Origin of the sequence: Arthrobacter sp. B3I4, assembly GCF_030816855.1 — a bacterium.
Classification (GTDB): domain Bacteria; phylum Actinomycetota; class Actinomycetes; order Actinomycetales; family Micrococcaceae; genus Arthrobacter.
In genome coordinates this window covers 83,362-104,981 of the sequence record NZ_JAUSYK010000001.1, presented here as the reverse complement: position 1 = coordinate 104,981, position 21,620 = coordinate 83,362, and the positions used below count along the sequence as shown (strand labels likewise).

The following is a 21,620-nucleotide window of genomic DNA, read 5'->3' as shown; positions in this document are numbered from 1 at the left end:
ACGTTACCTTTCGCTTTGGTCCCGCGGGCGGCGGCGGGCTGCGACGGCGTCGACCACGAGAGCCGCCATCAGCAGGAAAGCCACGGGCAGCCCGTACAGGGCGGTGGACGTCAGCCATACCGGGGCCACCGTGTTGTTAAAGGCCATAGCCATGACGGCCCCGACGGCGATTAAAGAGAGCGCGGCGACGGCGGCGGCAAGAATTAACAGGGGCCGCCGGAAGCGCTGTGGTGTCATGGGGGCAACGCTAACAGTCCGGCTGCGTCCGCGCCTCAAACCGCAAAGTGGACGAGGCACGATAACCTTGGAGGAACAGACCAACACGGTCCAGGCAGCCACACCCTGAACCCGCATATCAATGCGGATGCGGTGGCCGCCGGCCGCGTCCCAAGCAGAACGAAGAAGGTTGATTACGTGCCTACCGGCAAGGTCAAGTGGTATGACAAGGAAAAGGGCTTCGGATTCCTCGCGGGCGAGGACGGCCAGGAAGTCTTCCTGCCCAAGTCGGCGCTGCCCGAAGGCATAACGGAGCTTAAGGCCGGAACCCGGGTGGAGTTCGGTGTGGCCGACGGCCGCAAGGGCGCCCAGGCCCTGGGGCTGCGAGTGCTGGACAAGACTCCGTCCATCGCCAAGGCCAAGCGGCCCAGCGCGAAGGACCTCGCACCGCTGGTCCAGGACCTGGTCAGCGTGCTGGACAACCTCTCCGGAACGCTGTCTGCGGGTAAGTACCCGGAAGGCAACAAGGCCAAGGCCATCGCCGTCGCGCTTCGTAAGGTCGCCGACGAGCTGGACGCGTAAGGCTAAGGCGATGACTTCGGAAGCTGAACAGCCCGCGGCCACCGGCGCCGCCGGTCCCAAGGCAGGATCCAAGCCGCGCTACGGCGTGCCGGTCTGGCGCGTCGGCAAGCCGGACGCCTTCCTGGCCGCCTCGGTCGACGTGGCCCGCGCCGCCGTGGAGGGCATCGCCCCCGCCGGCCAGGTGGGCCGCCACCTGGCGGTCAAGAGCGAAGGCGACCGTCTGGTTACGCACCTCTTCGAGTCCAAGCTGCCCGGGTACGGCGGCTGGCAGTGGTACGCGGTACTCACGCGCAACTCACGGTCCAAGGTGGTCACCGTGGACGAACTCGGTCTGCTGCCCTCCGAGGACTCCATCCTGGCCCCGGAGTGGGTGCCGTGGGCGGAACGCGTCCGGCCCGAGGACGCCCAGCAGGACGAAGCCGCAGAGCAGCCGGCAGCCGAGCGGACGCCGGCAGACGCTGACGCCCAGTCGGCAGAAGATGCGGGCCCGGAAACCGGGCCGGAAGAGGATGCAGCTGAGGAAACCGGTGCCGAGCTAACCGGCGCGGGGGAACCCGTCACGGAGGAACCAGGCACGGAGGCAACCGGCGCGGAGCAAACCGGCGCGGAGGAATCCAGCGCGGAAGAAGGCGACGGCGGCGCAACGGACGCCGATTTCGGTACCGGGCAGGACTCGCCCGCGCCGTCGAGGCCAACTAGCGGTTTGGCACGGTTCGGGGGACGACAGCGGGAGGCCGGGACATGAGGTCCACCTTCAAATCGCTGCATATCCTGAACTACCGGATCTGGTTTATCGGCGCCCTGGTTTCCAACATCGGGACCTGGATGCAGCGCACCGCGCAGGACTGGCTGGTCTTTGACCACCTCAGCGCGCAGGACGCCGGAGCCATGGGCATCACCATGGCCCTCCAGCTGGGCCCGCAACTCTTCCTCGCCCCGGTGGCCGGGCTGGTCGCGGACCGCTTCAACCGCAAGACGCTGCTGGTCCTGACCCAGTCGGCGATGGCCCTGCTAAGCGCCGGGCTCGGGCTGCTGGTGCTCTCCGGGGCCGCGCAGCTATGGCACGTCTACATTTTCGCCCTCCTGCTCGGAGTCGTCTCCGCACTGGACGCCCCTGTCCGGCAGACCTTCGTCTCCGAACTCGTGCGCGACGACTACCTGCCCAACGCCGTCGCCCTCAACAGCGCCTCCTTCAATGTCGCGCGGATGATCGGTCCGGCTGTCGCGGGCGTGCTGACGGTCGCCGTCGGGCCAGGCTGGGTGTTCCTGGTCAATACGGTTACGTTTGTGGCCCTGCTTGTCAGCCTGGCGAGAATCCCGGCGGCCTCGCTGCGGCAGCTGCCCAAGGCCCCGGCCGGCAAGGGCAGGATCCGCGAAGGCCTGCGCTACGTGCGGTTCCGGCCCGACATCGTCGTGGTGCTGGTGGCGGTGTTTATCGTCGGTACCCTCGGCCTGAACTTCGTCCTCTTTATCGCGGCCATGGTCGGGACCGAGTTCGGCCTCGACGCCGGCGCCTTCGGCCTGATGAACTCCATTATGGCCATCGGCTCTGTCGCCGGAGCGCTGCTGTCAGCCGGGCGGGGCCGCCCGAGGCTGCGCGTGATTTTCGGGGCAGCCGGCGCCTTCGGCGTCACCTCGGGCCTCGCGGCGCTGGCACCCAGCTACTTCTGGTTCGGCGTCGCGCTGGTGCCGGTCGGCCTGTTCGCCATCACCATGATGACCAGCGCCAACGGCTACGTCCAGACCACGACGGACCCCGTAATGCGCGGCCGCGTGATGGCGCTGTACATGGCCATCTTCATGGGCGGCACCCCCATCGGCGCCCCATTTGTAGGCTGGGTCGCGAACGTTGCCGGTGCCCGCTGGTCCCTGGGGGTGGCCGCCGCCGCCGGACTGAGCACAGCCCTGATCGGCATGGTGTGGATCGTCCGGGCCAAGCAGCTCCGGATCACCTTCAACCGCCGCGCGCGGGGGCTCCGGTACTTCCGCGTTGTCCCGGCGGCCCCGGCGAACGGCCCAGCCGGCGCCGTCCCGCCGGAAAACAGCGAAGGCGCCGTCCGGGAGAAAGACCCGGGCGACGCCGTCGACCGCTGACGGGTCCGGCTCGGACCCTTAGGCTACTTCGTGAGCTCGCCTACGACGAAGTCGATGCAGTCAAGCAGCGCCGATACGTCGTCGGGTTCGATTGCCACGAAGGTGGCGATGCGCAGCTGATTCCGGCCCAGTTTTCGGTACGGCTCGGTGTCGACGATGCCGTTGGCTCGCAGAACTTTGGCAATGGCCGCGGCGTCGATTGAGTCCGCGAAGTCGATGGTGGCGATCACGTTGGACCGGTCTTCGGCCCTGGCCACAAAGGGTGTGGAGTAGGAAGAGGCCTCGGCCCAGCGGTAGATGCGCCCAGCGGAGTCGGCAGTGCGGGTTGCCGCAAAGTCGAGCCCGCCGTTGGCGTTGAGCCACTGGACCTGCGCGTCCAGCGTCACCAGGGTGGCCAGCGCCGGGGTGTTATAGGTCTGGTTCAGCCGCGAATTGTCGATGGCGGTCTGGAGGTCCAGGAAGTCCGGGATCCAGCGGCCGCTGGCTTTGATCCGTGCCGCGCGCTCCAGGGCGGCGGGGGAAAACAGGCCCAGCCACAGGCCGCCGTCGGACGCGAAATTCTTTTGCGGGGCGAAGTAGTAGACATCCGACTCAGCGACGTTGACGTCCAAGCCGCCGGCCGCGGAGGTCGCGTCAACCAGGACGAGCGAGCCGCTGTCCGCACCCGGGACCCGCCTGACGGGCGCGGCGACGCCGGTCGAAGTCTCATTCTGCGGCCAGGCGTAAACGTCCACGCCCGCTTCGGCCCGGGCCTCGGGACGGGTACCGGGCTCGGCCTTGATAATGGAGGACTCCGCGAGGAACGGAGCCTTGTTGGTGGCCGCGGCGAATTTAGAGCCGAATTCGCCGAAAGACAAATGCTGCGCCTTGTTCTCAACCAGGCCGAAACTGGCGACGTCCCAGAAGGCGGTGGAACCGCCGACGCCGAGGATGACCTCGTAGCCGTCGGGGGCGCGGAAGAAGTCGCCAAGACCGGAGCGGACCGAGCCAACGAGGTTCTTGACCGGCGCCTGCCGATGCGAAGTGCCGAGCAGGGTCGCCGAGGCGGCGGACAGGGCCTCCATTTGTTCCGGCCGGACCTTGGACGGGCCGGCGCCAAACCGGCCGTCCCTGGGCAGCAGGGTCGCGGGAATAGTGATGCTGGTGTCGCTCACGGTGGCTCCGATTTCGGCTGGGTGCATGGTGGGGCTGGGACGCATGGTTAAGGGCCGCCTTTATTCTGCCCGACAGCCCGGCACAGGCGGGAAAAACGGTCGTCATAGTCCGGTCACTGAGACGCGCACCGGTGGCTCCGGTCCTGCGGCGGCGGCCCGGGCCGCCGCGGCGGTCGATTATCGGGACTAATTCAAAATAGGCTAGGCTTGCCGCTGATGTGCGGCGGATTTCGCCGGGGCGCATACCTGCACGCTGTACGGTGGGAATGACGCAAGGACGGCGCTCGAGGAGCTGAGCTGAATGACGGATCTGATCGATACCACCGAGATGTATCTGCGGACCATCCTGGAACTTGAAGAAGAAAACATCGTCGCCCTCCGCGCTCGCATCGCCGAACGGCTCCGTCACTCCGGCCCCACCGTTTCCCAGACCGTCGGCCGGATGGAGCGCGACGGGCTCGTGGTTGTCTCCGGCGACCGGCACCTCGAACTGACCCAGACGGGCCGCAGGCGCGCCATCGAAGTGATGCGCAAGCACCGTCTGGCGGAGCGGTTGCTCGCGGATGTCATCGGACTCGACTGGGCCTACGTCCACGAGGAAGCCTGCCGCTGGGAACACGTGATGAGCGAGCGGGTCGAGCAGCGCATCTTCGACATGCTGGACCACCCCACGGTGTCCCCGTATGGAAACCCGATTCCGGGCCTTGCCGAACTCGGCGGACTGCCGCCGGGCGAAGCGCCTCAGGGCGTCGTCAATCTGCTGGACGCGATGGCGGGCTACGGCGCCGATTCACGCATCACGGTCAGCCGACTGGCCGAGCCCATCCAGGTCGAGCCCGAGCTGTTGGTCCAACTCGACGAGGGCGGCATCCGGCCCGGGGCCACCGTTTCACTCGAGCGCGTCGGCGAGTACATCTCGGTCCGGGTTCCGGACATTGAAGGCGCCCTGGAGTTGCCGCCGGAGGTCGCGGCCCACGTCTTTGTTACCCGCGGGTAGACGAAGCTAGAAAGCATACCGTAAGGGTGCTGTTTACTAGCCCGTCTAGGAGATAACGAAATTATTACTATAGGCCTTAATCCCCTATAGTTGACGACTAGTACCGATACACAAGCGTTATCTGATCCGAAGCCGAGCTCTGCCAGCGGATCAGCCGGGCGCGTCACCTTCTGGCAGAGGCGGGGGAACCACTAACGGCTGTTGATGCAACAGCCTTGGGGTGAAGTCCGCTAGCGGCAAGCAACCTGCACGAGGCGTCCCCTGGATACCCCTGCGCCTGGATACCCCTGCGCCTGGATGCTTGCACCGGCGGACCGGGTCTTTGAGCTCTCTGACCCGAATCCGACAGCTAACTTCGCAGGCTATCCAGAGAGGAACCGTAGTTGACCACCCAGACCGTCCGGGGCCGCCGTCGTGCGACCGGTCCCGCTCCGGAGCCGCGCCCGGCCGCCGACATCTTTGCCGAGCGCCCGCGGGATGCGCACCGGGATGAGCGCCGCGGCCGGCGCAGCCCCTTCCGCCAGGTGACGGACTTCGCCGCCGTCAGCGGTGTGGGGCAGAAAGCCGGCATCGCCCTGGCGGCCACCGGTCTGGTCCTCACAGTGGCCGTTCCGGCTACCGGTCCGGCGGTTGCCACCGACGCTGCGACGACGACGACGTCCGTTTCAGCCGCGGCGCAGCCCGAGGTCAAAGCCGCAGACGCCAAGATCGACTTCAACCGCACCGCGGTGACCACCAAGGGTGACCCGGACGGCAAACTCAAGCAGCTGCTGAGCGCACAGTCCGCCGGAACCATCACCCGGGCCGCCTCTGCCGGCAGCCTGGGCATGCCGCTTGACTCCATGGTCACTGCCTCGCCGTTCGGCTACCGGGTCAGTCCCATCACCGGCGCGGTCGGGGAGTTCCACCGAGGCCAGGACTACGCCGCGCAGTGCGGCACCGCTGTGCACGCCGCCGCGAGCGGCACCGTAACTTTTTCCGGTTGGCACCCCTACGGGGGCGGTAACCGGGTCGTGATCGACCATGGCAATGGCCTGGAGACCACGTACAACCACTTGTCGTCCTCCAACGTCCGCGTGGGCCAGCAGGTCTCCCGCGGCGACGTGGTGGCGATGAGCGGGACCACCGGCGCTTCCACCGGCTGCCACCTCCACTTCGAGGTGATGGTAAACGGGGACGTCGTGGATCCGCTGGGCTGGCTCTGAAAGGAGCCGAGGGACTGCTCGCATTTATGTGACACGCCGTGATCTGAATGTGACATTTGGTCCCAACTGCTGTACCGTAGGAAGCACGCCAACTTCACCGAAGTTGGCGCTCTTGAGTGGATTGCCTAACTCTGCCACCGCTCAAGGTCCGTTCGCATGACATCGTCTGGCAGGGGCGGGGGAACCAATTTTGGTCTTCGCAAGAAGACCTAGGGGTTAAGTCGCAAAGCTTCCCAGGAAGCAGCGCGGCCGGGTGACTCCCATCCGAATCCGACAGCTCACCTCGTAGGCATTGGGAGAGGCTACTTTCGTGTCTTCACGCCACAATGCTGCGCGTTTTCGCGCCGGCGAGGCTCAGTCGAGCCCGCTGAACTCCATGCTCCGCGCTGCCCTTTCCGGCGCCCGGACTGGACTATGCACTGCAGTTCCTGCTTTTGGCGCGTCTTCGCAGTACACCCTTCGCTAAAGAAACCCGTTTCGGGGCGATCCGGCGTACCCCCAAGATGCCGGAGCGTCCTCAGTCCCGCCTGCAATCAGCGCGGACACAAGGATCACGAAAGAGAGAACTGAATGACTACTCGTGCAACCATTGCACGCCACCGCGCCGAGGTCACGAAGACCAACTCGCTGGCTGTCATTGCTAAGGCCGTCGGCGACAACGCCGGTGGTATGGGTCGCCAGGCTGCGGTTATCGCTGCAGCCTCGGGCCTGGTCCTGACCAGCGGTATCGCGGCCAACGCTGCCGAGACCAACGTTCAGCGTGAATCGACCTCCGCTTCCGCCATGGAAGTTCAGTCCACCGCGCCGGCCACGATTTCCGCGGCTTCCACCATCGCTATCTCCTACGAGAAGCCTGCCGTGACCACCGCGCCGGCCCCCGTCGTCGAGGCACCCAAGCCCGTCGTCGAGGTCAAGGAAGCACCCGCCGCAACTGAGGCCGCTGCACCCGCCGCCGCTGCAACTGCAGCTGGAACTGCCGCTTCCACCGGCACCGCAACGACCGCCTCCCTGGCAACCAAGGCTCCGGCTGCTGTCAGCGGCATGGGCGCCTCCATCGCCGCCGCCGCCTACGCCCAGATCGGTGTCTCGCAGGACTGCACCATGCTGGCCACCAACGCGCTGGCCGCCGTCGGCGTCAACTACCACGGCTGGCCGGCAGGTTACCTGTCCCTGGGCCGCACCGTGAGCGCCGCCGAAGCGCAGCCGGGCGACCTTGCCTACTACCAGAACGGCGGCATGGGCATGGCCCACATCGCTGTCTATGTCGGCAACGGCATGGCCGTCCACGGTGGCTGGAACGGCGGCACCACCGCGCTGTACAGCGTCAACGTTGGTTCCGGCCCGGTCTTCATCCGCGTCGGCGGCTAGGACTCCCCGCGGCAACTGCCGTGATAACGCGAAAGACCCCTGCCTTCCGGTGGGGGTCTTTCGCGTTCGCGGGCCTCCCGGCCGCCGCAGGGCCCGGAAGAAAAATTCGGCAATCCGGGCTTCCGGTGTTTACTCTTGTGGTGTCGATCATAGCCCGACCATGCAGAGGGCAGCCGGCCCTCGTGCCCCTGGCGGGTGCGGCCGTGAAGAGGTATGCGGATGCGCACTCTTGTTCTGAATGCTGGATATGAACCGCTAGCGGTGGTGACCTTCCGCCGGGCGCTGGTCCTTGTCCTGACCGGAAAGGCCAGCGTGCTGGCCGAAGGCGACGACCCGGTCGTCGGGCCCCAGGAGATCCTGGGCCGCCCGAGTGTGATCCTGCTCAACCGGTACATCCGGCCGCGCTACAACATCCTCACGGCCGTCAGCCGCAGGGGAGTGCTGCGCCGCGACAACCACCGCTGCGCCTACTGCGGCAAAGCAGCCCACACTATCGACCATGTCCAGCCCAAGTCCCGGGGCGGCGCTGACTCCTGGGAAAACCTGGTCGCAGCCTGCTTGCACTGCAACAACGCCAAGGGGGACCATACCCCCGCGGAGATGGGGTGGCGGCTCGGCTTTGTTCCCGGCCCGCCCAAAGGCACGATCTGGCAGATCAAGGAACTGGAGAAGCCGACGCCGGCTTGGGACCCCTTCCTGCTCCCCGAGTCGGCGCACTAGCCCGCTGTGCCCGTCAGTACGGCCGGCCCTGCGAACAGCGAGGTGCCGGTACGGCTAGGCTGGGTAGGTGCCGTTTGATGCCGTAATCCTCGCCGGAGGCAGGTCCTCCCGGCTCGGCGGTGTGCCCAAAGCCCAACTGGTCCTGCACGGGCAGACCCTGCTCGAACGCTCCCTGCAGGCAGCCAGCGGTGCCCGCCGGAGCGTTGTTGTGGGACCCGGCACCGTCACGCTGCCCCCGGCCGTGCTCCGATGCCGTGAAGACCCTCCTTTTGGCGGCCCCGCTGCTGCCATTGCGGCCGGGCTTGCTGCCTTAGCCGGAGCAGCGCAAAGTGCCGCTGACGGTCCGGCGCCCCGGACGCTCGTGATCGCTTGCGACATGCCGATGGTCGCGGACGCCATTCCTTCCCTGCTCGAAACCATGGCAAACGACGTCGGTAGTAGGGCAGATGCCGGCCCGCCCGCGCCGCTGGACGGCCCGCCCCTGGCAGACGCTGGGCCGCCGACGCCGCTCGAGGGGGCAGTGGCGGTCTCGGCGGACGGCCGCACCCAGCCCCTGGTGGGACTTTATAGCACAGCCGCGCTACAACGGGCCGTCGACGGGGCGGCACGACGCGGCGAGCTTCAGGGCGGATCTGTCTTCGCCCTGCTTGCTAGTCTTGACCTGCGGACGGTCCCGGTTCCGCCCGGCTCCACCGATGACGTGGACACATGGGATGACGCCTCCGCCTTGGGGGTATCGACGACCGGCTCACGCCGGTCCGGTGGGCCAGGGGCCGTAAACGACTTGGGAGGCATGCCGTGAAGAGCCAGGATGAAACGCTCGAAGATTGGTGCCGCGCGCTGCTCCAGGCCCTGGAGCTGGAAGACGTCGACGTCGACATCAACGAAGTGCTGGGGCTGGCCGGCGTGGCCGCCCACTCCATCGTCCGTCCGGCCGCGCCGCTGACCACCTTCATCGCTGGCTTCGCCGCCGGCCTGGCCTCTGGTTCCGGCCAGGCACCGGACGACGCTTCGATGAGGGCAGCCATGGCGGTGGCCCGGAAACTGGCCAAGGACTACGGCGCCTCCGAGGCCTCCGGGGCATGACGCCCGGGTCACCTGACGGCAGTATCGGCGCTGGCCCGGAACAGGCGCCGCACCGGCATCTCGCCCACACCTGGCAGGAGGCCCGGCAGCTCTCCTTCGACTGCGCCGCGCCCATCCTGCCAGCGCCGGTTCCGCTCCGCCATGCGCTGGGACGGACGCTGGCGGAGGACGTCGTGGCCCTGCACGACATGCCGCATTACGCTTCCTCCGCTATGGACGGGTGGGCTGTCAATGGCAGCGGGCCCTGGATCCTCGCTGAACCGGGTCAGCGGTTGGCCCCGCGCCAGGCCAGCCCGATTGTCACCGGGGGACTGATCCCCCCGGGCGCCAAAGCAGTGCTCCGCAGTGAAAGCGGCGTTATCGGGGAAGATGAGGACGGACTGCCGGTGCTGAAACTGGGCGGCGCGGCCAAGCCCGGGGAGCCGCGCAACGGTCAACACATCCGCAAAGCCGCGGAGGAAGCCGGCGAGGGTGACGTACTAATCAAGGCAGGCACCGTGCTTAACCCCGCGCACCTGGCATTGGCCGCGCTCGCCGGGCATGACGCGCTGCCGGTCCTCGGCAAGGCGGTCGTCCGCCTCGTGCTCACTGGCTCCGAGGTCGTCAGCAGCGGTGTGCCCCTTCCCGGCGAGGTGCGGGACACTTTTGGTCCGCAGCTGGCCGCCGTCGTAGAGATGCTCGGCGGGATCAGCGCCGGGGAGGTCAAGATCGGGGACAGCGACGCGGAATGGCTCGCCGCCCTCGAGGACATCGACGCCGACGCCCCCGAGACGCTGCCTGCCGACGTCGTCATCACCACCGGCGGCACAGGAAAATCCGGCACCGACCACCTCCGGCGCACGGTCACGAAACTTGGCGGCCGGCTGCTGATCGACGGCATCGCTATGCGCCCGGGCCACCCGGCGGTGCTCGCCGAACTGCCGGATGGGCGCTTCGTCATCGGACTGCCTGGAAACCCGCTCGCGGCCATGATGGCGCTGTCCACGATCGGCGGCCCGCTGCTGGCCGCGCTGGACCACCGGACCCTGCCTCCGGTGACCGAGGTGCCCTGCGGAACCCTGATCGATCCGGATCCGGGCAGGACCCGGCTGATGCCGTTCCGTATGCTCTACGGCATGGCGTCGCCGGCGCAACACACCGGCCCGGGCATGATGCGCGGACTGGCCGCGGCCGACGGCATCCTGGTAGTCCCACCGCACGGTGTGCAGCTGGGGGAGCCGGTGCCGGCCTTCGCCCTGCCGTGGGGCGCCGCCTTGCCGGAACCGGCTGCCGCGAAAGCCCCGGCGAAACCGGCCGCGAAGCGTACCTCGCGGAAACCGGCCGCGGATGGCCCGGTCGACTGGAGCGGCCTGCTTGGCTGACCCGCCGGCAGAGGTTCAGAATGAATTGAGGGGCACCCGGCCCCCGGCAGGCGGCCGGACCCACTCGCAATGCTAATAAGGAGTTCCCATGGGCCGCTTGACACAGCGACGCAAGCTGCACAAATTTGTCCTCGACGGCTCGCCGCAGGCCCTGGAGTTCCCGGTCCGGTACCGGGAAGACGTGCTGGCGGTTGAAGAACCGCTCGAAATCAGGCTGGGCAACCTCTCCTACTCCGTCACCATGCGGACCCCGGGCAACGATTTCGACCTCGTCGCGGGGTTCCTGGTCTCGGAGGGTGTGATCTGGTCGGCGGACCAACTCGTCTCGCTGCGGTTCTGCGCCGGTGAGGATGAAGACGGCGTCCAGACGTTCAACGTCGTGGAGGCGCAGCTGCGCCCCGACGTCGTCCGGCCCGAGACCGGGCGTAACTTCTTCACCTCCAGTTCGTGCGGGATCTGCGGGACAGACTCCATCGAGGCCGTGAGCAAATCCTCACACTTCAGCCCGGCCCAAGACCGGCTGACCGTGCCGGTGGAAACGCTGGCCTCGCTGCCGGATAAGCTGCGCGAAGCCCAGGCGGTCTTCGACGTTACCGGCGGCGTCCACGCCGCAGCTTTGTTCCGGATTTCCGACGACGGCGCCGCGGAACTGCTGTGTCTGCGTGAAGACGTCGGCCGGCATAACGCGGTGGACAAGGTGGTGGGGTGGGCGCTCCGGGAGGGGCTGCTGCCGCTGACATGCACCGTCCTCCAGGTCTCCGGACGGGCGTCGTTTGAACTGGTGCAGAAGGCATCGCTGGCCGGCATTCCCGTCCTGGCTGCCGTCAGTGCTCCCAGCAGCCTGGCGGTCGAACTCGCTGAGGCCAGCGGTATGACGCTTGCCGGGTTCAGCCGTGGGACTACCTTGAACGTCTACGCCGGTCATGAACGGATCGGCGTGCCGGCAGCAATCAGCTAGGACAGGTGGTGGCTAAAGCGGTGCGGTCCGCGTAGATTCTTCCCCAACGGCTGGAGCCAAGGCCCGCCTCCGGCCCGCCCGCACCAGCGCTAAGAGGATCACATTGCACGACGACCGCCGTCTCACGGAAGTCCGGCTGGACCGCTTTCTGCGCGAACGCATCGTTCCGGCGGTGTACCCCCGCCGCATTCCCCTCGCGCTGAGCAGCTGGGATGCTCCGGATGAGCCGGTGCCCGTCCTGGAAGCGCTCCGCCAGCAGTTCACACCTCTTGAGCACGGGGCGCCCTGGGGGAAGCCCTGGAGCACGAAATGGCTCCGGCTGCAGGGCGAGGTACCGGATTCCTGGGGCAGCACCGCGGACACCGCCGTCGAGATTCTCGTGGACCTGGGCTTCGGCGGCGACCTTCCCGGCTTCCAATGCGAAGGGATCGCCTGGCGCCCGGACGGGACGGTGATCAAAGCCATCTCGCCCCGGAACCAGTACGTCCCGCTGAAACTCTTAGGCAGCGGTATGTCCGTGGACTTCTACGTCGAGGCGGCCGCGAACCCGGACCTGTCCCAGGGATGGACCTTCGCGGCGACGCCCGACGGCGACAAGGCGACGTCCGGCGAAGAACCCAGATACCGGCTCGGCAGCATCGTGATCGCCGAGCTCAACCAGACGGTCTGGGAGCTGCACCAGGACATCTGGACGCTGAGCGGGCTGATGCACGAACTGCCAATGGAGCTGCCCCGCCGGCACGAAATCCTCCGCGCCCTGGAAAGGATGCTGGATGTTCTGGACCCCGACGACGTACCCGGCACGGCCGCCGCGGGGCGGGCGGCGCTCGCGGAGGTGCTGGCCCGGCCCGCCTACGCCTCCGCACACCAGCTGGTGGCGACCGGCCACGCGCACATCGACTCCGCGTGGCTGTGGCCGGTCCGCGAGACCATCCGCAAATGCGCGCGGACCTTCGCCAACGTCGTCGCGCTCATGGACGATGACCCCGGCTTCGTCTTCTCCTGCTCCTCGGCCCAGCAGCTTGCCTGGATGAAGGAGTACTACCCGGAGCTGTTCGGGCGCATCAAGGAAAAGGTGAAAACCGGCCAGTTCGTCCCGGTGGGCGGCATGTGGGTCGAAGCTGACAGCAACATGCCCGGCGGAGAAGCCATGGCGCGCCAGTTCCTTGAGGGCAAGAGCTTCTTCCTGGCCGAATTCGGCGTCGAATGCCGGGAGGCCTGGCTGCCGGACACCTTTGGCTACTCGGCGGCGCTGCCGCAGATCGTCAAGGCCGCCGGGAGCCGCTGGTTCCTGACCCAGAAGATTTCCTGGAACCAGGTGAACCGGATGCCGCACCACACGTTCCACTGGGAAGGAATTGACGGCACCCGGCTCTTCACGCACTTTCCCCCGGTGGACACCTACAGCTCAGAAATCAGCGGCCGGGAACTCGCCCACGCCGAACGCAACTACCGCGACCACGGCCGCGGCACCATGTCGCTGCTGCCGTTCGGCTACGGCGACGGCGGCGGCGGCCCCACCCGGGAAATGCTGGCCGCCGCGCGCCGCACCGCGGACCTGGAAGGCTCCCCCCGGGTCCGGCTCGGCTCCGCAGCGGACTTCTTCACCCGCGCCGAGGAGGAGTACCCCAACCTTCCGGTCTGGGTGGGCGAAATGTACCTCGAACTCCACCGCGGCACCTACACCAGCCAGGCCAACACCAAGCGGGGCAACCGGCGCAGCGAACACCTGTTGCGGGAAGCGGAGCTGTGGTGCGCCACCGCGGCTGTCCGGGTGGGCGCGCCCTACCCGGCCGCGGAGCTTAAGCGGCTCTGGCGGCTGGTGTTGCTGCAGCAATTCCATGACATCCTGCCCGGAAGCGCCATTGCCTGGGTCCACCGGGATGCCGAGCGGAACTACGCCGCCGTCGCCCGCCAGCTGGAGGCGATCATCGCCGAAGCCGCCGCGGCGCTGCTGGGCGAGGGCGACCGGCAATTCCTGCTGAACGCCGCTCCGCATCCCCGATTTGGGGTGCCTGCCCTCGCCGCCGCGGAGCCCGTCAACAGCTCCGTGCCGGTGCACTCGGGCGCGGTCCAGGGTGGCGGCTTCGTCCTGGACAACGGCCTGATCCGCGCCACGCTAAACGCCGACGGGCTCCTGGTCTCGCTCCAAGACCACCGCAGCGGCCGGGAAGCGATCGCTCCGGGCGGGTTTGGCAACCTTCTCGAACTGCACCGGGACACACCGAACGAGTGGGACGCCTGGGACCTTGACGCGTTTTACCGGCGCAACGTTTCGGCGCTGGTCCAGGCCCGCTCGGTGACACTGGAACGCGACGGCGACGCCGCCGTCGTCGTGGTGGAACGGTTCGCCGGCGGCTCGCCTGTCACCCAACGGATCCGGCTGGCCCCGGGAGCGCCCTCCCTGGAGATTTCCACCGCCGTGGACTGGCAGGAACGCCAGAAGCTGCTCAAGCTCGGATTCGCCTTCGACGTGCGGGCGGATCGTTCCGCAGCGGAGACGCAGTTCGGCCACGTATTCCGGCCAACCCACGTCAATACCTCCTGGGAGGCGGCCAAGTTCGAGATCTGCGCGCACCGCTGGATCCACGTGGCAGAGCCGGGCTACGGCGTCGCGGTCTCCAACGCCGCCAGCTACGGCCACGACGTCACCCGCAATGTCCGCGACCTCGACGGCGGCACGACCACCACAGTGCGGGTTTCACTCCTGCGCGCGCCGCAGTTTCCCGACCCGAACACCGACCGCGGGCAGCACGAGCTGACAGTTACGGTCCGGCCCGGTGCGAGTATCGCCGACGCCGTTGAGGAGGGCTACCGCACAAACCTCGCCCCGCGTGCGGTCAAGGGAAACCACGGAGTGGAACCGCTGTTCAGCGTTTCCAACCCGGCCCTGGTAATTGAGGCTGTCAAACTCGCGGAAGACGGCTCCGGCGACGTGGTCGTCCGGCTCTACGAGTCCCTCGGAGAACGCTCGGCCGGGGTGGTGTCCGTTAATTTCGAGGCGGCGGACGTGTGGAGCGTCGACCTGCTGGAGCGGCCGGTTGAAGCGCCCGGTGTGCGGTACACCGGGGTGTCGCCGGCTTTGACGCTGCGGCCGTTCCAGCTGCTGACCCTGAGGTTTTCCCGCTAACGTTGGTGCGGACCGGGGCCAACGGAGCCGGCGCAGCCACACAGCGGGGAACACCCTGAAAACGGGGATTGAGCGGAACGGCGCTTAAACAGGCTGAGTGGGAGCGGTCCTTCCGGACCGCTACCACTCATCCCCCCAATGGCGTTCAAACGCGTCTCCGGACTCCCTAAGACTGAATCCCCATTCACGGAACCGGCCAGCGCCTTCACACAATCATGATTCTCTCACGCTCTAATGATTTTGTGAACGGATTGTCTTATTTTTTGCGTAACGTTGTCGGAGCGTTATGCGTCCGGCGGGCGACGTAGCCGGAGAGCCAGAAGAGAAGCAGCCCCAGGACGTAGCCGAGCACTGCCGAGAAGTTGATTATTTGCCGGCCCGCGTCCCACGCACCCGGGAGAAACGACGCCGGCACCCCGGCGATGGCCGCGACGGCTCCGGCGAGGGTGAGCGCCGCGCCGGCCCGGACGAGGCGCGGCAGCGGCGCCAATATTGTTGCCAGCAAGGGAGGGAGCAGGACCAAGGAAATGAAGGCCGGATAGCTGCGGCCGGCCGCTGCGTAGAGCGGAACGAGGGCGGCGTTCCTGGCGTCACCGTCCGCCAGAGCCTCCAGCCCCGCAGAGGGACCCCGCGTGTCCATCAGCAAGAACACCGCCGTCACCGCCAGAGAGCCGGCGGCCGCTGCCCAGCGGCCGCCGGTGCCCGTAATCAGTTGCCGGACCCGCACGGCGCCGAGTCCTTTGGTGAGCCGCAGCGCCACCAGAAAGATCATGCCGAAAACAATGAAGCGTAGGACAAGGTTTGTCAGGTTCCATCCGCCCAAGGCGGCATCGAGTGCAGCATATGGTCCCGGGATGCTCAACAAACTGCACAGCGTGGCGAGAAACAGAATCCAAAAAACTATCCGGTTGCGTCCCCGCAGGACATCCGGGGCGCGGACGAGCAAGGCGATGCAGCAAACGGCGAGCGTGCCCCACTCGAGGACTGGCATGATGCTGCCTTCCTAGTCCGGGGTTGCGCCCGCGGCATTTGATTTCCACCGGCGCGGCAGTGCGTGCGCCCGCAGTTTGGCAACCCAGATCAGGGCCAGTCCCAGTACGTAGCAGAGGACGGCGGTGTAGTTGACGATGAAGCGCAGGAAACCCATCCCGGGAGGAACCACCGGAGACAGCAGGCTCAATGCGATGGCCACCGCTCCTACGGACAGCAAGGCCGCCGCCGCACGGATAAGGGCGGGCAGACTGCCCCGGACAACACGAATCATGGTGGGGAGCAGGACCAGCGAGACGTAAGCCGGGTAAAGCCGTCCCGCGGCGCCGTAATACTCCACCAGGGAGGCGTTGCGGGCGTCCTTCGCGAAGACGCCCTCCAGCCCGGCAGAAGAACCCGCCGTGTCCATCATCAGGAAGGTCAGCACCACGGCGGCGCCGGTAACGGCCAGCGCCACCAAGCCGGGCCTACCCGTGATGAGCCTCAAGGCCTCTTGAGCACCAAAGCCCCTCGCCACCCGGACTCCCACCATCAAAATGGCGCCGAAGATGATGAAGCGGAGTGCAAGGTTCGCGAGGTTGATGCCCCCCAGCGCCTGGTCAATAGCGAGGTAGGGGCCTTGGATGCTGAGCAGGATCGCCAGGGTCATCAGCAACAGGATGCCAAACATCAGCCTGCTCTCACCGCGGAGAGCGCTCGGAATCCGGGCCGCGGCGAGTACACCGCAAACCGCAAGCGTGGTCCATTGCAGGATCGCAATCATCCCAGGTTCTCCCAGATCATTTCGGTTTGTGCTTGTTCCTGTTCCTGCCGGCGCAGTGTCCTGCCGAGGGCCTGCAGCCGGTCGCCGGCCAACGCGGTCAGTTCACCGTCCGACAGGGCGTCCAGGGCGGCCTGCTTTGCCTCAGGTGCCCACCCGGCTTCGGATTCCGTTACCAGCCCCGTGGCGACCAACCCCCCGGTGAATCCCACGCCCGCCGCCCTCGCGGTCGCCACCGCTAGCTCCGGGGAGAGCCGGTTGGCGGTCAACTGCGCCGAGTAGTTCTGCGGGGCGATCCCGGTCGCCATCGACACCCGGTGCCGCAGCTCGCCGTCGTCGACCGCGTCCACCCAGTTCCGCACTGACGTGGCGTGCGGGGCAGGGCCCAAAGCCGGCGTCAACGCACTGCCCTGGTCCCCGTACCCCCCGTACGCGGGCGCCGAACGGGATATTACGGCGCGGAGCAAGTCCATCGTTGAGATCTGGCTGACCAGTTCCGCCGCCGTGGGAGGGCAGGACTGGCCCGCCAAGTCGGCATAGCTGTCAAACGTGGAGAGCATATCCACCGGGTTCAGCCCCAGCGCGCGGCTGATGCTCACGACGGACGACTCTGCAACCTTGCCGCGCACCAGCTGCTGCGCCAAGGTGGTGCGCTTGACGCCGGAAATGCGGCAGATGTCAGCGGTGCTCATCGCGGGCGCGACACTGTGAAGCCAGTGTTGGAACGCCTTAGCGGGTAAGGGCATCTAGGGGCTTCCTGCGTCATTGAGCCAAAGAGCGGGCTGGCTTCGGTTGTACCTTCTCGTCTTCTTCAACTATGCTAGTTGGTCGAACCCGTTGGTCCGTACACCCCCCAAGTCCGGACCGGCGGGTTCTTTCATGCCCGGCCGTATTCGGGCCGTTTCCGGCGCATCTTGCCCGGCCAGATTGCCCTGCCACAGCCTGTTGTGGCCCCGGTGAGAGAATGGACTAATGACTGCAACCCTTGTTGCCAAGGACCTTTCCGGTGGTCACGACCACCGCACCCTCTTCTCCGGACTGTCCCTCACCGTCGCACCCGGCGATGTCGTCGGCGTCGTCGGCGCCAACGGCGCCGGCAAGTCCACGCTGCTGCGGCTGCTCGCCGGCGTCGACCGGCCGCAGGAGGGCACCGTAAGCCTGACCCCCGCGGATGCCTTCGTCGGCTGGCTGCCCCAGGAGCACGAAAGGATTGACGGCGAGACGGTGGCCGGCTATATCGCTCGGCGCACCGGCTGTGCCCAGGCGACGGCGGACATGGAGTCCACCGCAGAGGCCCTAGGAACCGGCGCCCCCGGCTCTGACGACGCGTACTCCCTTGCCTTTGACCGCTGGATGGCCTCCGGCGCCGCGGATCTGGAAGAGCGGATTCCGCCGGTGCTGGCGGACCTTGGCCTCGAGGTCGGCCCGGACGCGGCGATGACCGGACTCTCCGGCGGCCAGGCCGCCCGCGTGGCGCTCGCGGCTCTGCTGCTGAGCCGTTTTGACCTCGTCTTGCTGGACGAACCGACCAACGACCTCGACCTCAACGGGCTGGCCAAGCTGGAGGCCTTCGTGCACGGCTTGCGCGGCGGCGCCGTGCTGGTCTCGCACGACCGCGAGTTCCTGGCGCGCTGCGTCACGACCGTCGTGGAGCTGGACCTCGCCCAGAACGCCGTCGCGGTTTACGACGGCGGCTACGAGGCCTATCTGGAAGAACGCGCGGTGGCCCGCCGGCACGCCCGTGAACGCTATGAGGAGTTCGCCAACACCAAGGCGGATCTGGTTTCCCGGGCGCGCACGCAGCGCGAATGGAGCTCCCAGGGCGTCCGTAACGCCATGAAGAAAAGCCCGGACAATGACAAGATCCGCCGCGCCGCCAACACCGAATCCTCTGAGAAGCAGGGCCAGAAGGTCCGGCAGATGGAATCGCGGATCGCGCGGCTCGAGGAAGTCGAGGAACCGCGCAAGGAGTGGCAGCTGCAGTTCAGCATCGGTGCGGCGCCCCGCTCCAGCGCTGTTGTCGCGACGTTGCGGGACGCCGTCGTGCACCAGGGGGACTTCACGCTCGGGCCGGTGAACCTGCAGCTCAATGCCGGCGAGCGGATCGGTATCACCGGACCCAACGGGGCGGGCAAGTCGACCCTGCTGCGCCTGCTGCTGGGGGTCCAGCAGCCGGATTCCGGGAACGCCTCAAGGGGCGCCTCGGTGGCGGTCGGGGAGATCGATCAGGCACGTGGCCTGCTGGCAGGGCACCTGAAACTCGCCGACGGCGTCGAAGCCGTCCTAACCGACCTGACTCCGGCGGAAGTCCGCACCCTGCTGGCCAAATTCGGTCTCAAAGCCGACCACACCGGCCGGCCGGTCGATTCACTCTCACCCGGCGAACGGACCCGGGTGGCGCTGGCGCTGCTGCAGGCCCGGGGCGTGAACCTGCTGGTCCTCGACGAGCCCACCAACCACCTGGACCTGCCGGCCATCGAGCAGCTCGAGGAGGCCCTGGACAGCTACGAGGGCGCCCTGCTGCTGGTCACCCACGACCGCCGTTTGCTGGAGAACGTGCGTCTCGACGTGCGCTGGAACGTCGTCGACGGCGTCGTCACCGAACTGCTGGGCGCCAATAACGCCCCGAAAGGCACCAACAAATGAGCATGGACCGGGTTGCCTGGAGCTCCCTCTACAACATCACCCGCGCCTCCAACGGCTCCAAGCCGTTCTCCAAGGAGCTTCTCAAGCGCGTGTTCGGCTTCGCCCGGCCGCACCGGAGCCGGCTGATCGCCTTCGTGCTGCTCTCCATCGTCATGGCCGTCCTGGCGGTCGCAACGCCGGTGCTCGCCGGCCAGGTGGTGGACGCGATCATCGCGAAAGCCGACGCCGGGACCGTCATCTGGCTCGCCGTGCTGATCGCGATCGTGGCAGTGGCCGAAGCGGGGCTGGGACTGGTGACGCGCTGGCTGTCCTCCACCATCGGTGAAGACGTGATCCTGGACCTGCGCACCAAGGTGTTCGACCATGTGCAGAAAATGCCGATCGCATTCTTCACCCGGACCCGCACGGGCGCCCTGGTCAGCCGGCTGAACAACGACGTGATCGGGGCGCAGTCCGCGTTCGCCGGCACCCTCTCCGGGGTGGTCAGCAACGTGGTGGCACTGGTGCTCACGCTCGTGGTCATGCTGAACAAGTCCTGGCTGGTGACCGTGCTGGCCATGATCCTGCTGCCGATCTTTCTCATCCCTGCCCGCCGGATGGGATCCCGGTTGGCAGAGCTGCGCCGCGAGGCCGCCGAGCACAACGCCACCATGGGAACCCAGATGACCGAGCGGTTCTCCGCCCCCGGCGCCACCCTCGTCAAACTCTTCGGGCGCCCGGACGAAGAGTCCCGCGAGTTTGCCCTGCGCGCCGGCCGGGTGCGGGACATCGGCGTCCGCACCGCCATGCTGCAGTTCACCTTCGTCACGGCTCTGACTCTGGTGTCCGCGCTGGCCCTTGCACTGGTTTACGGCCTGGGCGGCTGGCTGGCCCTGGCGGGACAGCTCGCCGCGGGCGACGTCGTCGTGCTGGCCCTGCTGCTCACCCGGCTCTACGCCCCGCTCACTGCGCTCTCCAACGCGCGGGTGGAAATCATGAGCGCCCTGGTCAGCTTCGAGCGCGTCTTCGAGATCCTGGACCTCACGCCGCTGATCCAGCAAAAACCCGACGCAGTCGAGTCGCCGCGCGGGCCGCTTTCGGTGGAGTTCGACAACGTCCGGTTCTCCTACCCGGCGGCGGACAAGGTCTCCCTCGCCTCCCTCGAGGACGTCTCCACCCTGGACACCCGCGGCGGTGAGGAAGTGCTGCACGGCATCAGCTTCCGGGTGGAACCGGGCCAGACGGTGGCCCTCGTCGGGTCCTCCGGCGCGGGCAAGTCGACAATCGCCCAGTTGCTTTCGCGGCTGTACGACGTCGATTCCGGTGCCGTCCGCTTCGGCGGCCTGGAGCCCGGCACGGGCGTGGACGTCCGGGACCTCACCTTCGATTCGATGCGGCAGACCCTGGGCATGGTCACCCAGGACGGCCACCTCTTCCACGAAAGCATCGCCTCCAACCTGCGCCTGGCGCGCCCGGGCGCGAGCGAGGAGCTGATGTGGGACGTGCTGCGGCAGGCACGGCTTGAGGACATGATCCGGTCCTTGCCGGACGGGCTGGACACCGTGGTGGGGGAGCGCGGCTACCGGCTCTCGGGCGGGGAACGCCAGCGGCTCACCATCGCCCGCCTGCTCATTGCGCAGCCCCGCGTCGTGATCCTCGACGAGGCCACGGCCGCACTTGATTCGACCAATGAGGCCGCCGTGCAGGAGGCGCTGGGCGCGGCGCTGGAAGGCCGTACCGCCGTCGTGATCGCGCACCGTCTCTCCACCGTCCGCGCTGCCGACGCGATCCTGGTGGTTGAGGGAGGCGTGATCGTGGAGCGCGGCACGCACAACGAGCTGCTCGCCGCAGACGGCCGCTATGCCGAGCTGTACCGCACCCAGTTCGCCGAGGCAACAGCGGTGGCGGCCGAGGCACTGCCGGAGCTCTAGTCCCGGTCCGGCGAGTCCCGAGGTTCCCGCGGTTCCCGCGGCGTCCGCGGCGCGCCCAGCAGCGGGAGCACGTGGTCCGTGAGCAGCGGCGCCAGGTCGTCCGGGAGGCCGGCACCAAGATCCAGCCAGCGGATTTCGGCGATCTCGGCGGAGGGGTGCGCGGTCCAGCTGCCTGGCGCGGTGAACACCGTCGCCTCGATCTGGGTTTCGGCTTCGTTGGCCGCCTCCGCCAGCCACTTGCCGAACGGCAGCAGGTCCCCGGGCGGCACGATGATGCCGACTTCTTCCTGGAGTTCCCGGGAAGCGGCCTGGGCAGCGGTCTCCCCGGGCTCGGGCTTGCCGCCCGGGTGCATGAACTTGTCCGTGCCGCGCTTGCGGACAGTGAGCAGGCGTCCGGCGGGGTCATAAACGCAGACGGCGGAGACCACAATGCGGGGGTTTCT

19 protein-coding genes, 1 pseudogene and 2 riboswitches are annotated in these 21,620 nt (G+C 67.6%); of the genes and pseudogenes, 14 read left to right on the top strand and 6 right to left on the bottom strand.

Annotation, left to right across the window (positions count from 1 at the left end; all coding sequences use genetic code 11):
* Positions 1 to 3: 3 nt before the first annotated feature.
* Complete coding sequence (locus QFZ61_RS00470; protein WP_307032314.1) at positions 4 to 237, bottom strand: hypothetical protein; 234 nt, start codon at positions 235 to 237, stop codon at positions 4 to 6.
* A 177-nt stretch (positions 238 to 414) separates the two neighbouring features.
* Between QFZ61_RS00470 and QFZ61_RS00465 the strand changes: the two genes are divergently transcribed.
* From QFZ61_RS00465 to QFZ61_RS00455, 3 genes and pseudogenes are all read left to right on the top strand, one after another.
* Entirely contained in the window at positions 415 to 798 is a 384-nt protein-coding gene (locus QFZ61_RS00465) for a cold-shock protein (protein ID WP_307032312.1), read from the top strand.
* 10 nt (positions 799 to 808) lie between these two features.
* Positions 809 to 1,220, top strand: a pseudogene (locus QFZ61_RS00460) (DUF3027 domain-containing protein); the annotation flags it as partial.
* 319 nt (positions 1,221 to 1,539) lie between these two features.
* Positions 1,540 to 2,892: an MFS transporter gene (locus tag QFZ61_RS00455; protein ID WP_307032310.1), complete on the top strand. Its 1,353-nt coding sequence runs from the start codon at positions 1,540 to 1,542 to the stop codon at positions 2,890 to 2,892.
* A gap of 23 nt (positions 2,893 to 2,915) precedes the next feature.
* Here QFZ61_RS00455 and serC read toward each other — a convergent pair whose 3' ends face one another.
* Positions 2,916 to 4,046 carry a phosphoserine transaminase gene (serC, locus tag QFZ61_RS00450; RefSeq protein WP_307037934.1) on the bottom strand — a complete coding sequence of 377 codons (1,131 nt, stop codon included), beginning with the start codon at positions 4,044 to 4,046 and terminating at the stop codon, positions 2,916 to 2,918.
* Positions 4,047 to 4,347: 301 nt separating this feature from the next.
* On the opposite strand from serC, the gene QFZ61_RS00445 reads away from it, so the two are divergent.
* The 9 genes from QFZ61_RS00445 to QFZ61_RS00405 all read left to right on the top strand — a co-directional run bounded on the left by QFZ61_RS00445 (position 4,348) and on the right by QFZ61_RS00405 (position 14,871).
* Complete coding sequence (locus QFZ61_RS00445) at positions 4,348 to 5,043, top strand: metal-dependent transcriptional regulator (RefSeq protein ID WP_307032308.1); 696 nt, start codon at positions 4,348 to 4,350, stop codon at positions 5,041 to 5,043.
* A 120-nt stretch (positions 5,044 to 5,163) separates the two neighbouring features.
* A riboswitch (cyclic di-AMP (ydaO/yuaA leader) is annotated at positions 5,164 to 5,422 on the top strand.
* A gap of 4 nt (positions 5,423 to 5,426) precedes the next feature.
* On the top strand, positions 5,427 to 6,248 hold the full coding sequence (locus QFZ61_RS00440) for a M23 family metallopeptidase (protein ID WP_307032306.1): 822 nt from the start codon (positions 5,427 to 5,429) through the stop codon (positions 6,246 to 6,248).
* Positions 6,249 to 6,360: 112 nt separating this feature from the next.
* Positions 6,361 to 6,554: riboswitch (cyclic di-AMP (ydaO/yuaA leader) on the top strand.
* A 264-nt stretch (positions 6,555 to 6,818) separates the two neighbouring features.
* On the top strand, positions 6,819 to 7,616 hold the full coding sequence (locus QFZ61_RS00435; protein ID WP_307032304.1) for an NlpC/P60 family protein: 798 nt from the start codon (positions 6,819 to 6,821) through the stop codon (positions 7,614 to 7,616).
* A gap of 219 nt (positions 7,617 to 7,835) precedes the next feature.
* Positions 7,836 to 8,336 carry an HNH endonuclease gene (locus QFZ61_RS00430; protein WP_307032302.1) on the top strand — a complete coding sequence of 167 codons (501 nt, stop codon included), beginning with the start codon at positions 7,836 to 7,838 and terminating at the stop codon, positions 8,334 to 8,336.
* 67 nt (positions 8,337 to 8,403) lie between these two features.
* Positions 8,404 to 9,138 (top strand): molybdenum cofactor guanylyltransferase, encoded by a 735-nt coding sequence (locus QFZ61_RS00425; RefSeq protein WP_307032300.1) that lies wholly within the window; start codon positions 8,404 to 8,406, stop codon positions 9,136 to 9,138.
* A complete protein-coding gene (locus tag QFZ61_RS00420) occupies positions 9,135 to 9,422 on the top strand; it encodes a DUF6457 domain-containing protein (RefSeq protein ID WP_307032298.1) in 288 nt (95 codons plus the stop codon). The genes QFZ61_RS00425 and QFZ61_RS00420 overlap by 4 nt, the downstream gene beginning before the upstream one ends.
* Positions 9,419 to 10,783, top strand: coding sequence for a molybdopterin molybdotransferase MoeA (locus QFZ61_RS00415; protein ID WP_307032296.1), 1,365 nt, complete (start codon positions 9,419 to 9,421; stop codon positions 10,781 to 10,783). The genes QFZ61_RS00420 and QFZ61_RS00415 overlap by 4 nt, the downstream gene beginning before the upstream one ends.
* 88 nt (positions 10,784 to 10,871) lie before the next feature.
* The gene (gene fdhD / locus QFZ61_RS00410; protein WP_307032294.1) at positions 10,872 to 11,741 is read left to right on the top strand and encodes a formate dehydrogenase accessory sulfurtransferase FdhD; all 870 of its coding nucleotides are present in this window, start codon (positions 10,872 to 10,874) and stop codon (positions 11,739 to 11,741) included.
* Between the two features lie 103 nt (positions 11,742 to 11,844).
* Positions 11,845 to 14,871 (top strand): glycoside hydrolase family 38 C-terminal domain-containing protein, encoded by a 3,027-nt coding sequence (locus QFZ61_RS00405; RefSeq protein WP_307032292.1) that lies wholly within the window; start codon positions 11,845 to 11,847, stop codon positions 14,869 to 14,871.
* Positions 14,872 to 15,127: 256 nt separating this feature from the next.
* Here the strand turns inward: QFZ61_RS00405 and QFZ61_RS00400 are convergent, their stop codons facing one another.
* The 3 genes from QFZ61_RS00400 to QFZ61_RS00390 are packed head-to-tail and all read right to left on the bottom strand — an operon-like array spanning position 15,128 to position 17,367.
* Positions 15,128 to 15,862 (bottom strand): hypothetical protein, encoded by a 735-nt coding sequence (locus tag QFZ61_RS00400; protein ID WP_307032290.1) that lies wholly within the window; start codon positions 15,860 to 15,862, stop codon positions 15,128 to 15,130.
* A 12-nt stretch (positions 15,863 to 15,874) separates the two neighbouring features.
* Complete coding sequence (locus tag QFZ61_RS00395; RefSeq protein ID WP_307032289.1) at positions 15,875 to 16,624, bottom strand: hypothetical protein; 750 nt, start codon at positions 16,622 to 16,624, stop codon at positions 15,875 to 15,877.
* Positions 16,621 to 17,367: a hypothetical protein gene (locus tag QFZ61_RS00390; protein ID WP_307032287.1), complete on the bottom strand. Its 747-nt coding sequence runs from the start codon at positions 17,365 to 17,367 to the stop codon at positions 16,621 to 16,623. The genes QFZ61_RS00395 and QFZ61_RS00390 overlap by 4 nt, the downstream gene beginning before the upstream one ends.
* Positions 17,368 to 17,593: 226 nt before the next feature.
* On the opposite strand from QFZ61_RS00390, the gene QFZ61_RS00385 reads away from it, so the two are divergent.
* Together QFZ61_RS00385 and QFZ61_RS00380 are read left to right on the top strand one after the other, a co-directional pair.
* Positions 17,594 to 19,267, top strand: a complete 1,674-nt coding sequence (locus QFZ61_RS00385) for an ABC-F family ATP-binding cassette domain-containing protein (RefSeq protein ID WP_307032286.1) — start codon at positions 17,594 to 17,596, stop codon at positions 19,265 to 19,267.
* Positions 19,264 to 21,177, top strand: a complete 1,914-nt coding sequence (locus QFZ61_RS00380; protein WP_307032285.1) for an ABC transporter ATP-binding protein — start codon at positions 19,264 to 19,266, stop codon at positions 21,175 to 21,177. Before QFZ61_RS00385 ends, QFZ61_RS00380 begins: the two co-directional genes overlap by 4 nt.
* Here the strand turns inward: QFZ61_RS00380 and QFZ61_RS00375 are convergent.
* A complete protein-coding gene (locus tag QFZ61_RS00375) occupies positions 21,174 to 21,608 on the bottom strand; it encodes an NUDIX domain-containing protein (protein WP_307037933.1) in 435 nt (144 codons plus the stop codon). The genes QFZ61_RS00380 and QFZ61_RS00375 overlap by 4 nt on opposite strands.
* Between the last annotated feature and the right edge of the window lie 12 nt (positions 21,609 to 21,620).

Excerpts from the sequence above, each read along its gene's own strand:
- QFZ61_RS00470 (WP_307032314.1), bottom strand. The coding sequence starts at position 237 with ATGACACCACAGCGCTTCCGGCGGCCCCTGTTAATTCTTGCCGCCGCC.
- QFZ61_RS00455 (WP_307032310.1), top strand. The coding sequence starts at position 1,540 with ATGAGGTCCACCTTCAAATCGCTGCATATCCTGAACTACCGGATCTGG.
- QFZ61_RS00445 (WP_307032308.1), top strand. The coding sequence starts at position 4,348 with ATGACGGATCTGATCGATACCACCGAGATGTATCTGCGGACCATCCTG.
- QFZ61_RS00435 (WP_307032304.1), top strand. The coding sequence starts at position 6,819 with ATGACTACTCGTGCAACCATTGCACGCCACCGCGCCGAGGTCACGAAG.
- QFZ61_RS00430 (WP_307032302.1), top strand. The coding sequence starts at position 7,836 with ATGCGCACTCTTGTTCTGAATGCTGGATATGAACCGCTAGCGGTGGTG.
- QFZ61_RS00415 (WP_307032296.1), top strand. The coding sequence starts at position 9,419 with ATGACGCCCGGGTCACCTGACGGCAGTATCGGCGCTGGCCCGGAACAG.
- fdhD (WP_307032294.1), top strand. The coding sequence starts at position 10,872 with ATGGGCCGCTTGACACAGCGACGCAAGCTGCACAAATTTGTCCTCGAC.
- QFZ61_RS00400 (WP_307032290.1), bottom strand. The coding sequence starts at position 15,862 with ATGCCAGTCCTCGAGTGGGGCACGCTCGCCGTTTGCTGCATCGCCTTG.
- QFZ61_RS00395 (WP_307032289.1), bottom strand. The coding sequence starts at position 16,624 with ATGATTGCGATCCTGCAATGGACCACGCTTGCGGTTTGCGGTGTACTC.
- QFZ61_RS00390 (WP_307032287.1), bottom strand. The coding sequence starts at position 17,367 with ATGCCCTTACCCGCTAAGGCGTTCCAACACTGGCTTCACAGTGTCGCG.
- QFZ61_RS00385 (WP_307032286.1), top strand. The coding sequence starts at position 17,594 with ATGACTGCAACCCTTGTTGCCAAGGACCTTTCCGGTGGTCACGACCAC.
- QFZ61_RS00380 (WP_307032285.1), top strand. The coding sequence starts at position 19,264 with ATGAGCATGGACCGGGTTGCCTGGAGCTCCCTCTACAACATCACCCGC.